General features: G+C 58.8%; 12 protein-coding genes and 4 tRNA genes. 10 read left to right on the top strand and 6 right to left on the bottom strand.

Annotation, left to right across the window (positions count from 1 at the left end):
• The first annotated feature begins 164 nt into the window (after positions 1 to 164).
• Complete coding sequence (locus AB4043_RS06835) at positions 165 to 608, top strand: hypothetical protein (RefSeq protein WP_147649418.1); 444 nt, start codon at positions 165 to 167, stop codon at positions 606 to 608.
• Between the two features lie 126 nt (positions 609 to 734).
• Positions 735 to 1,568 carry a rhomboid family intramembrane serine protease gene (locus AB4043_RS06840; protein ID WP_442306733.1) on the top strand — a complete coding sequence of 278 codons (834 nt, stop codon included), beginning with the start codon at positions 735 to 737 and terminating at the stop codon, positions 1,566 to 1,568.
• A 25-nt stretch (positions 1,569 to 1,593) separates the two neighbouring features.
• On the opposite strand, the gene AB4043_RS06845 is transcribed toward AB4043_RS06840, so the two are convergent.
• On the bottom strand, positions 1,594 to 2,082 hold the full coding sequence (locus tag AB4043_RS06845; RefSeq protein ID WP_442302757.1) for a lasso peptide biosynthesis B2 protein: 489 nt from the start codon (positions 2,080 to 2,082) through the stop codon (positions 1,594 to 1,596).
• A complete protein-coding gene (locus AB4043_RS06850; RefSeq protein WP_442306734.1) occupies positions 2,079 to 2,282 on the bottom strand; it encodes a PqqD family protein in 204 nt (67 codons plus the stop codon). Before AB4043_RS06850 ends, AB4043_RS06845 begins: the two co-directional genes overlap by 4 nt.
• 61 nt (positions 2,283 to 2,343) lie before the next feature.
• Between AB4043_RS06850 and AB4043_RS06855 the strand changes: the two genes are divergently transcribed.
• A complete protein-coding gene (locus AB4043_RS06855; protein ID WP_442306735.1) occupies positions 2,344 to 3,066 on the top strand; it encodes an HPr kinase/phosphorylase in 723 nt (240 codons plus the stop codon).
• Between the two features lie 8 nt (positions 3,067 to 3,074).
• On the opposite strand, the gene AB4043_RS06860 is transcribed toward AB4043_RS06855, so the two are convergent.
• The 4 genes from AB4043_RS06860 to AB4043_RS06875 form a co-directional block, all read right to left on the bottom strand.
• Complete coding sequence (locus tag AB4043_RS06860; protein WP_442302754.1) at positions 3,075 to 5,219, bottom strand: DUF1800 domain-containing protein; 2,145 nt, start codon at positions 5,217 to 5,219, stop codon at positions 3,075 to 3,077.
• A 66-nt stretch (positions 5,220 to 5,285) separates the two neighbouring features.
• Positions 5,286 to 6,008 carry a sulfite oxidase heme-binding subunit YedZ gene (locus AB4043_RS06865; protein WP_442302753.1) on the bottom strand — a complete coding sequence of 241 codons (723 nt, stop codon included), beginning with the start codon at positions 6,006 to 6,008 and terminating at the stop codon, positions 5,286 to 5,288.
• A gap of 135 nt (positions 6,009 to 6,143) precedes the next feature.
• Positions 6,144 to 7,109 (bottom strand): hypothetical protein, encoded by a 966-nt coding sequence (locus tag AB4043_RS06870; RefSeq protein WP_442302752.1) that lies wholly within the window; start codon positions 7,107 to 7,109, stop codon positions 6,144 to 6,146.
• Positions 7,110 to 7,235: 126 nt separating this feature from the next.
• Positions 7,236 to 8,078 (bottom strand): hypothetical protein, encoded by an 843-nt coding sequence (locus AB4043_RS06875; RefSeq protein ID WP_442302751.1) that lies wholly within the window; start codon positions 8,076 to 8,078, stop codon positions 7,236 to 7,238.
• Between the two features lie 470 nt (positions 8,079 to 8,548).
• Between AB4043_RS06875 and AB4043_RS06880 the strand changes: the two genes are divergently transcribed.
• The 7 genes from AB4043_RS06880 to AB4043_RS06910 all read left to right on the top strand — a co-directional run.
• A tRNA-Thr gene (locus tag AB4043_RS06880) sits at positions 8,549 to 8,624 on the top strand.
• Positions 8,625 to 8,744: 120 nt separating this feature from the next.
• A tRNA-Tyr gene (locus AB4043_RS06885) sits at positions 8,745 to 8,831 on the top strand.
• Positions 8,832 to 8,853: 22 nt separating this feature from the next.
• The gene (locus tag AB4043_RS06890; protein WP_442302750.1) at positions 8,854 to 9,048 is read left to right on the top strand and encodes a hypothetical protein; all 195 of its coding nucleotides are present in this window, start codon (positions 8,854 to 8,856) and stop codon (positions 9,046 to 9,048) included.
• Positions 9,039 to 9,113 (top strand) — tRNA-Thr (locus tag AB4043_RS06895). The genes AB4043_RS06890 and AB4043_RS06895 overlap by 10 nt, the downstream gene beginning before the upstream one ends.
• A gap of 16 nt (positions 9,114 to 9,129) precedes the next feature.
• Positions 9,130 to 9,204, top strand: a tRNA-Gly gene (locus AB4043_RS06900).
• Between the two features lie 28 nt (positions 9,205 to 9,232).
• Positions 9,233 to 9,541 (top strand): hypothetical protein, encoded by a 309-nt coding sequence (locus tag AB4043_RS06905; RefSeq protein ID WP_442302749.1) that lies wholly within the window; start codon positions 9,233 to 9,235, stop codon positions 9,539 to 9,541.
• Between the two features lie 31 nt (positions 9,542 to 9,572).
• A partial coding sequence (locus AB4043_RS06910) for a hypothetical protein (RefSeq protein ID WP_442306736.1) occupies positions 9,573 to 9,887 on the top strand: 315 nt, incomplete at its 3' end.

Here is a 9,887-nt window from a genome sequence, read left to right on the forward strand (position 1 = left end):
GGGCAACAAAGTCCTGCTTGCACGTCAGGATCTGCCCTTGGAACCGATCTGCCTGTAAGACACTGAAACAGAGAATCTTTTTAGATCGAAAGAAAGTCAAATCTTTGTAAAATGGAATTCACATTCCCCATGAACACTATGGTTTTGTGCCAGGAAGGAGCTGCATGCGCACATCGGAATGCACCGATCAAGTAGTTGGCGATATTCTCTCCGGATGGCGGTATGACATCTCGGGCTTAACCCCGGAGATGCGGGTCGATTATGAGCGCCATCTGGCAGCATGCGACCATTGCCGCAGTCGTCAGCAACTGCACCGTACCGTCGACGTCTCTCTGATCGTTGTCAGCACGCTTTCAGTACTTGCCTTCATTATTGCGGTCGCTATCCTGCATCGTTATGCCGGTTTGTCCCAGGTCGCACTGGCCCACTTGCATCTGCGGCGTGTGGAATGGGCTTTAACCATGAAGGACGCCGCCGTAGCCGGCCTGCTGTTCTCCACGATTGCCTGGGTGCTGGTCGCCGTTGCGACTCCCGCTCCCAAGGTGTTGAACGGAATGCTGCAGGAGCGTATCTCCGACGACGGGCGGGAGCGCTACAAGCGCGCCTGACTTCGCTCTCTAAGATGTACAAGGCCCCGGCAATGTCCGGGGCCTTGTCGTTTTTCATGACACCGGCCTAAGCCAAGCCAGCATCCGATCGCGAAGTGCTACCCTGAAGGAAGCAAGACCCATTTGATGGACCCCGCCGAACAATCCCCCCATTCTGCACCGCAACCTGATGTTCTGCCGCCCGAACCCGGGCCACAGCCGCAGGCGAACCGCTCCGGCTGGCGTTTTCTCGCGGCCCCAGCGACGTACACACTATTAGGCGTCAACTGCGCTGTCTTTTTATGGATGGTGCTACATGGGGTTTCGCTGACACTGCCCTCTCCTCAGGATCTGCAACACTATGGCGCCAACATCACCGAGCTGGTTCTGGAGGGACAATGGTGGCGCCTGCTGACGGCGATGTTCGTCCACGTCGGCATTCTGCATCTGGCAACCAACATGTGGTGCCTATGGAACCTGGGGCTTCTGGGAGAACCTCTTCTGGGCCGCCGCGGCATGTTTGCGGTCTACATCCTGACTGGCGCCGCCGGAAACCTGCTGAGTATGGCCTTCAACGTCATTCTCTGCGCCTGGGACCGGAACTGGTGCCCTCTTTACTCTTCGGCAGGCGCGGGAGCCTCCGGCGCGGTCTTCGGTCTGGCCGGAATCCTGATCGTGCTGCTCTCGAACCGCAGGCTTCCTATCCCCTGGCCTGAACTCAAGAAGCTGCGTGGATCAGTAATTCAGTTCGCCATCCTGAACCTGGCTATCGGACTGGCCACACTGCTCCGCGACACCGGCATTCACATCGACAACAGCGCCCACGTCGGCGGCTTTCTGTGTGGCCTGGCAATGGGTGTTCCCCTGCTGCCGCGCATGACCGCAGGCCGTGAAAAATACCTGACCCGCCAGACTGTCACCTTCCTTGCTGCAGCACTTTGCCTGGCGTTGTTTGGGTATTGGATCGCTAATCTGCGCTAAGCCCCAGCACGCGCCTTAGCTACTCTCAGCGAAAACTGGCATGCGTATTCAGAACGCTGGTTCCTTTGTTCTTCGCCGTATCGGGGAATACAGCAATCTGGGTGTAACCCACAGCTTCACGCACCCCCACAACAGGGCGCCCACCCGCAGTAACCCATACATGTGCCGCCAGCTTTTCTTTGGGATTGACGCCGTAGTGCAGCGTCGATGCGATGCCACGCCGGCGCAGCATCTGGTGCGCCGCGATCCCGCGATGGAAGCAGACCGAACGCCAGGGCAGGCGGATTGAGGTACGCTGCACCGCCCAGCTCACGCGCTTGATTTGCCGCAGGCCCTGCTCTTCCGTGAACTCACGAGCCCGCAGCCGGGGCTGCATGCAATGGCGGTAGAGTTTGCCGGGAAGCACGTCCAGCACCAGCCACGAAAAAAAAAGCCACGCTGTCGCCTCGGCAGCGATGGGAATCTCACGCCATGATCCGAATTTACTGGTCCTACTTTTGCTGCTCAGGCTCATGACACGCGGCGAATCAGGTTCTGCTCTCGCATCTTTTCCATCAGTGCGAGCACGTCACGCTCCACCTCGGCCGCGTCGTGATGGTAGGTCTCGGCCAGCTCACGCACCATAACGCCGACCTCGGGTCCATGCTGCAGCCGCCGCCAGATTTCGCTGCCGATCGTGTCCAGGCCGTAATAGGCGCCCACGGTCTGGTCCAATTTTCACATCGAAGCGCCCGCTCTCGGCCGCGTTGAGATTCCCGCCATCTGTACGTTTTCCGTGAAGGACGGCCGTGAGATCCGGCTGCGGGTCGAACCCGGCGCAGATCCGATCGAGGTCCGGAACTTCCTGTATGGCACAGGTCTCGGCATAATCTGTCATCAGCGGAGCATCTTCCCTCTGCACGGCTCCTGCCTGAGCCTGGGAGGCCGCGCGGTCATCTTCTCCGGCCACTCCGGAGCTGGCAAGTCGACCCTTGCCGCGGCCCTCACCCAACGGGGACACGCCATGCTCTCGGACGATGTCTGCGCTTTGGAGCCGACAACCGAGGGGTGGTCGGTGCGTCCAGCCTTTCCTCGCGTCAAATTGCTGCCGCAGTCGCTGGAGATCCTGCCCGACCTGAAACAGTCCGGCGTCCATGCGGCGCTGCAGGGCAAGTACCACTTCCGCTTTGAGAACGTATCCGCCTTCTCGCGGAAGACCACTCCCCTGGCTGCTATCTACTTTCTGGAGCGTGCCAAAGCCGGCGAACCTACCGCCCTTCTCCGGAAAACCGGGATGGAAGCCTTGCGGCTGGTCCAACAACAGGTCTTCCGCCGCCGGGCAGGAGAGCTGCTTGGCCGCCGGGCAGCTCTCTTCGCCGCCTCAGGGGCCATTGTCTCGAACGTTCCGGTCTACGTGCTCCGCCGCGCTTTCGATCTTCGGCGGCTGCAGGAAACCATCGATCGGCTGGAAGAGGCACACGAAGCTGTCCCGGCCCAGAACGGCTTTATACCGGTATAAAGCTATCGCTATCGCACCTGGAATTCCGGGGAACCGAGAACGAGAGCCGTCAGCATATTCAGCGTGTCGGGCGGACTCATCGGTTGTTGCGGTTGAGTGGGTTGGGTTTGAGCGATTTGTGCCTGGCGCTGATCGAGTTGAGATCCGGTCTGCGCCTGTGGCGCCGGCTGAGCAACCTGCTGATGGATCAGGGCGTTCGTCTTCTCCGAGACCGGACCTCCCACCAATGTCTTTTCCAGCACATCCAGAGCGACGTCCATACCGGTTATTGGCGAAGGCGTCCGTCCGTGCACAGACGAGACCGAATCGATGATCTTCACCGTCCGGACCTCGCCGTTACTCACGGGGGTGCTGACCGGCTTCAGTGCTCCGGAGACCGAAGGCTGCGACATCAGGCCGACGGCAAGCAGACGGGACGAGTCGAACTTCTGCCCGCCGTACTTGCTCTGCGTCAACTGCATGGCAAAGTTCAGCCGGTCAATTAAAGCGGTGGTATTCATCCAGTGATCGGCGGTGATGTAGTAGCCGGTCGGCTCCAGCTTGCCGTAAAAAGGCATTCCCATCTGGCGCAGGGTCTGCACCATCTGACCGGGATTGCCGGGGTCGGTTGCCGTGGCGCGGAAGGCTGAGGCGAGAAACTCCTGCGGCGTCTTCACCTTGTTGCGGAAGTAACGGCGCGTACTGAATTCAGGCGAGTGCACCAACGTGAGCAGCACCTGCTTGATATCTCCGTCGGTCTTCAGGAAGGTTGCCTCCATGCGATCGACCAGTGCGGGAGGCGGGTCGTCCGCGACAAAGCGCTGCGCCAGCTTCCAACTGATGAAGTGCGCCGTCTGCGGCATGGAGGCAAGCTTTGTCAGGGCGATGATTCCCTGTTGCTGGCCGTTCTGCGGCTCGTCAGGAACCGTCTGTCCGAACCACTGCTTCTCACCGGCTTCATGCTTCTTCGGATCGAAGACGAACTTGCCACCGAGGTTCTGGTTATCGACGCTCCAGCCTGTCAGGATACCGGCAAGCTGGGTCACATCGGCCTGCGAGTAGCCGCCGTTGACGCCGACGGTGTGCAGCTCCATCACCTCGCGGGCGTAGTTCTCATTCAGGCCGCGGCCGTTGCGCTTGCCATCTTTGCGTTTGCCGCCATTGGCCTCGCTGTTTGGTCCGATGGAGGTGAAGTTGTCGAGGTAGACCATCATTGCCGGAGACTTGGCGGTCGCCATCAGCAGATCGCGGAATTTGCCCAGGGCGTAGGGTCGGATGGCGTCCCGCTCATAGGCGGGCGTATACCACTGGTCGGAGTCTTTCGGACCGTAGACGTTGAAGTGATTGAACCAGAAGTCCGTCATCACCTCCTGCACCTGACGCTCGCTCAATACCATGCGCAGCATCTTCGCCTCGCTCAGCTCCTGCAGGGCACGGTAGCTGGAACCTGAGGGCGCGGCCATGGCATAGAAGTATTCCCGCTCGCGCGGAGTAAACTCGCCGATCAGAAGGTCGCGCTGTTCTCCGGCAACGTACTGCGCAAAGGCCGCGCGGTCGGCCACAGGCCGGGAAAGCAGGTTCGCCATCCGGTCCTTGCGGCCAATCCCGAAGAGTTCCCCGGCGATACGGGCAGCAGTGGCCTGATCAGCCTTTTTCTGCTCCTCCTGCTGCTCCGGCGTGGGCATGTGGCTGGTGCCGTCCGCATCGACTTTTTTGTCGTCCAGCGACTTCTGCCAGCGCCAAAGGCCGACCTCGTAGACTGCGGCCAGCTGCGGATCCGACGGTTTAGGCATCTTGCCTTCGGCGACCTGCTGCACCACGAACTGCGCCGGGAAGGTCTGCACCACCTGATCCGGCGTCATGCGCAGAACGGGATAGTCGCTCAGCCGCCGAGCAACCGCGTCATCCTTGATGCTGTTGGAATCGAGCTGCTGGGCAAACCACTTGTCGACGCCCATGGAGAGGACCTGCTCCACCTCGCCCGGCCGCGCTCCAAAGGTGAACCGGTTGAGAATCTGCTGCGCTCGCTCACGCTCGGTGAGGGGCTGCAAGGGCATAGCCTTCTCGGCTTTGGGAGCTTTCGAGTTCGGTATCTGTGCGGAACGCACCATCTGTGCCGGAAGCAGGATGGCAGGCAAAAGAACTACGGCAAAACAAACAAACGCTCGGCGCATGGGGGACGTACCTCCGCGTGCCTGTTTAGAACCGTAGCCGGCAGAGAAAGTTGCGAAGGGCGTGTCTTATACAGTTTGCACGGCGCGGGGAGCCGCCGGCGTCTTGCTTCGCTTCCATAGCATCCACGCGAGACGGCCCAGAAGCAGCACAAGCAGAACGGCCGTATCCCTCCACGGCGTAAGCACGCCCTTCTTCACCAGCCACCAGTAGTGGATGACTGCAAGTGCTCCGGCAACATAGACCCAGCGATGCAAACGCTGCCAGGGCTTGCCGCCCATCCTGCGCAGCACCCATTGGGGGCTGGTAAGCGCCAGCAACAGCAGAATGAACCAGCACAGAAGGCCCACCTGGACGAACTTACGCTTCATCGCGTCTTCCCGGATGGTAGGCCAAACGGCGACGAAGTTCGTCCACAACACGCTCAGATGCCCAGACTTCACTCCCTCCCAGGCTCCGTTCACGTCATAGCCCGAGAAGAGGAAGAGATAGGTGCCAAGGTGCAATGTTCCGTAGAAGAAAGCAAAGAGGCCGAGCATGCGGCGGAAGCGGATCAGCCATGCCAGCTTCGGCGACAGGCGGCGGACGGGTGTGACCGCCAGCGAGATGAGCAGAAACCACATCGTCCAGTCGCCGGTGATGTGGGTAAGCGTATTGACCGGATCGGCGCCGAGAGCATCCGGCTGCGTTCCGCTGGCTGCCAGCCAGAAATGCCACGCGACCCGCACAAACGGGAGCAGGCTGAGCGGAAAGATAATCCACTTCAAAAGCGCAATCGAACGGTTGTTCAAATCCCCACGCCCGCCTTTCCCCTGGAGCACTTTCCCTGTAGGTATAGAGTAGGGCTTCCGCATCCATGGGCGTTTTCCGCAATGAAAACGCCGCTGCACTCTTTTTCCGGAATACCCAGCAACAGGGAAAATGCTCTACTTCTGGTTATTGGACGCTCGTCGCAGCGCATCGAGCGAGATGGTGGAGGTAAGGACCGCGCGTTCCTTCTTTTGCTCGATTTTGGCGTTTGCCAGCGCTTCCAGGAGCACCGTGTCTTCAGCCGACCGGGCCTGGTTCAATTCAAAACCACGAAAGAGCGTCAGCAGCATGTTCATATTACCCGCATCGCGGGATGCTGCCTGTTCGTTCGCTGCAATCTCCTCCACACGCAGGCGCAGCGAACCGACAAAACGCGCCGAGGCGACGAAGGTCGCGTCCTGTGGCAGAGGAAGCTGTACGCCGCCCATGCTCATATTGCCGCTTTCGGTCAAAGGCAGGCCGATCTGACCGATTCCCCAGGCAAACGAGAGCAGTGGAATAGAACTGTAATGTTCGCCCAGTAACGAGGAGCCGGAGAAGGGCGAGGCCGAGGCACGGTAGCGATCGAGGATGGAGTGGATCTGCTCAACCGTTGGCATATTGGAGGCAGCCACCATGTCGTAGCCGAGGGTGGTGACCCGCAACTTGCGGTTCTCAACCGGCACGGTGAAGATCTCATGGCCGGCATAGTTCTCCGTCGAACTGGCGATCGAACGCAGATAGTCGCTCAATCGCTTGCCGTCGAAACGGCCTTCAAAGACCTCCGAGTAGGCCACCGGACCGTTGGGACCGGAGGGATCATCCATGCGGTGCAGCGAGAAGGCCACGGCATCGAGGTCGCGCTCGAAGAGAAAACCGGTCGCATCGACGAACTTCTGATAGTCCGGCGTGCGTGTAATGGCCTTCTGGTCCAGCTTCGTGACCAGGCGAATGGGCTTCAGGTTGAGGTAAAGAATACCGTCGGACTCCGGCAACAACCGCGCCACCTCAGGCGGAGCGCTCTTGCGCAGAAGAATGGCGACCACCAGCGCTCCAAGCAGCGCCAGGGCGATCAGCAGCGAGTACCGCGTGCGTTTTCGCATGCGTATTGATTGTGCGGGTTTCCTGAATGCTGAGCAAGTTGAATGGTTGAATTGTTGAATGGTTGAATGGTTTTACTCGGCCACTTCGGCCCACCATTCAACTATTCAACCAACCAACGATTCAACTCATTTGCCAATGGCAAATGTATAGATCTTCCCCGCATTCGCCATGCCCCGTTGATTCACATTGCCCGGGGGCAGAACACCGTACTCGCCGGGCTCAAGGTCCGGGACCTCATAGGCGTACATGTTCTTTCCGATCTTGCGCGGCTGGAAAGAGACGGAGTCGCGCTCGGCACCGGTCTCGGAGTGAAAGACATTACCGGTTTCAGTGCGGAACTCGCGATTGTCAGCGTGTTGGCGGAAGCGCAGCAGCAGGTATTCTTCCGGCTGCGTGCCGCCCGGGGTGTAGATCAGGATCTGGTCTCCGGCGCGCATGTTGAGCTTTGCGCTCGGCCCCTTGACGTGGCCGTTCATGTCTTTCTTGATGATGCCGTTGGTGAGGGTCGACTTCAGGGCTCCGCCCTGGCGGAAGTTCACCAGCTCAATGGGCATCGGCTGCCAGTCCTGCGTCTCGCGCAGTTTGTAATAGACACCGATATCGTCCACCTGTGACGAAGCGGGAGGCAGGTCGATCGGCTTCTCGGTGTGAGTTATCATGCCGGAGTTTTTGGCAAGCATGGCGGAGATCACCGTCTGGGAGACGCCGCCTTCTTTCAGGGCGATGAGATCGTCGGGGCCGGTAGCGTAGCTTCCAGGCTGGGTCCGCACCGTCTGCGCAATGATGTCTTCATCCAGACCTGCCTTGACCATGCGCATGATGGCATCGTTGGTCAGCGTCTTCTGTTCTTTCGGTGCGCCGACGTTGGAGGATGCGGGCCCCTCCTGTTGTGTGCCGGTAACGTCCTGCGCCGGGCTCCCGGAGAGCGGAAGGATCAGCAGCGTACCAAGGGCTAGAGAACGAAACATAGGGATGCACCTCAGGAACTACTCTGTGGGACGAGAGACTGCAGGAAAAGATAACCCCTCACAAATGAACTTACCGCTTGGTGATGGCTCCGGGTAGGGTCAATCCATGACAATCCAAGACAGGCTATGAAATTCGATCTGGAAGCCGCACATCGGCATTGCACAAAACATCGTGGTGAAGTTGAGCACAGTGAGGTATGTGGCTGCTTCTATTGCCTTTCAATATTCCCACCCTCAGAGATCATGGAGTGGGTGGACGATGGGCAAACGGCGATCTGCCCCCACTGCCCTGTTGATTCGGTACTCGGATCGGCTTCCGGATATCCCATTACGCTGGAATTTCTGGAAATGATGCAGCAAAGGGTATTTTAGCTTCGGTTTGCGTCGCCCTCGGTTTTACGCACAGCCGTCTGTGTGCTAGATTTGATTCTGCGCTGCTCTTGAAAACAGCAGCGCAGATTGCTGTTTGGGCTGGCGTAGCTCAGCTGGTAGAGCATCTGATTTGTAATCAGACGGTCGGGGGTTCAAATCCCTTCGCCAGCTCCAATTTAGCTCCCCTGGCAGCGCAGGTTTTGGTAGTAACGCCCCTCCCGGCTGCACTTCCTGCCATCTCAACGGTTGTTCTGGGTTGTGATGCAGGGTTGCGTGCGGTAGGGGTGACAATGTGCACAGGTGGCCGAGTGGTTAATGGCAGCAGACTGTAAATCTGCCGCGCAACGCGCTACGGAGGTTCGAATCCTCCCCTGTGCACCACTAAGTTTGTGAGGCGGAGCCGATGGATTTGGGCGCGGGCGGTTCCGGTCGAATGACCATCGCGCTGGTGGTGCTTCTTGGGTTGGCGGCAGCAGCCTGGGAGACAATGGAGCCGGGGAAGTTCCGCTCCCTCACCATGATTCTGCTGGGATTTTTTGCTGTACGCGTCCTGCTAGGCCGCATGAAGTATCGGCAGGATGAGAAGAAGCTGATGTAGCTCAGTGGTAGAGCACTCCCTTGGTAAGGGAGAGGTCATGGGTTCAAGCCCCATCATCAGCTCCAGATTTCTGTAAGGCGGGCGGGAGTAACTCAGTGGTAGAGTCACAGCCTTCCAAGCTGTTGGTCGCGGGTTCGATTCCCGTCTCCCGCTCCAGATGCTTCGGTGTTGTTGAGGAGATTGGATGTACGAGCAGGCAGTGATTCCTGTGCAAGACCAGCAGACGTTTAACGCGGTCAAAGCCGCAATCGAGCTTTCATTTTCCTCCGCAAAAGTACAGGACTTTCTGAAGTCGCTGGATCGCAGCAAACTGCGCGTCCGCGAGTTCGAGCAGGTTCTTACTGCCGGCAAGCTTGGCACTGCTGCTTCCAACAGCTACGCCAAGCTCAGCGACGGCGACAAAGGCATGATCCGTGAGTTCTACCTCTCCACCCTGGAGAAGGTCGCTCCCGAGCTGCGGGCGAAATATCTGAAGGTGTACGCCTATTACTGAGGCATCCGTCGTTAATTGAAGAGGGGTTGACATGCTGAATAGAAAGCAATACGCAGCATTAATTGAGAAGCGGCTTCGCGAAGAGCTTCCGCGCCTGCGGGAGGATTTCCCCTCCTACGTCGTGCAAAGCACCTATATCGACAACCTCTTGCCTGAAGAGGAAGCCCGTGAAATCAATGCGGCATTCCCCGACAAGAGCACGATGATGCTTAAGAAGAGCCTCCGGGAAAACAAGTACGTAGCGGCGCAGATGGATAAATACGCTCCGATCCTGGAAGAGATTATTTTTGCTTTTCAAGAGCCAAATATCGTCGAGGTGGTCGCCGAAATTACCGGAATTCAGGAG

The sequence above is a fragment of the Terriglobus sp. YAF25 genome, from assembly GCF_052113305.1.
Classification (GTDB): Bacteria; Acidobacteriota; Terriglobia; order Terriglobales; family Acidobacteriaceae; genus Terriglobus.

Bases quoted from the DNA above. Each gene is read 5' to 3' on its own strand.
- AB4043_RS06870 (WP_442302752.1), bottom strand. From the start codon at position 7,109: ATGCGAAAACGCACGCGGTACTCGCTGCTGATCGCCCTGGCGCTGCTT.
- AB4043_RS06835 (WP_147649418.1), top strand. From the start codon at position 165: ATGCGCACATCGGAATGCACCGATCAAGTAGTTGGCGATATTCTCTCC.
- AB4043_RS06890 (WP_442302750.1), top strand. From the start codon at position 8,854: ATGGATTTGGGCGCGGGCGGTTCCGGTCGAATGACCATCGCGCTGGTG.
- AB4043_RS06875 (WP_442302751.1), bottom strand. From the start codon at position 8,078: ATGTTTCGTTCTCTAGCCCTTGGTACGCTGCTGATCCTTCCGCTCTCC.
- AB4043_RS06845 (WP_442302757.1), bottom strand. From the start codon at position 2,082: ATGAGCCTGAGCAGCAAAAGTAGGACCAGTAAATTCGGATCATGGCGT.
- AB4043_RS06860 (WP_442302754.1), bottom strand. From the start codon at position 5,219: ATGCGCCGAGCGTTTGTTTGTTTTGCCGTAGTTCTTTTGCCTGCCATC.
- AB4043_RS06905 (WP_442302749.1), top strand. From the start codon at position 9,233: ATGTACGAGCAGGCAGTGATTCCTGTGCAAGACCAGCAGACGTTTAAC.
- AB4043_RS06840 (WP_442306733.1), top strand. From the start codon at position 735: ATGGACCCCGCCGAACAATCCCCCCATTCTGCACCGCAACCTGATGTT.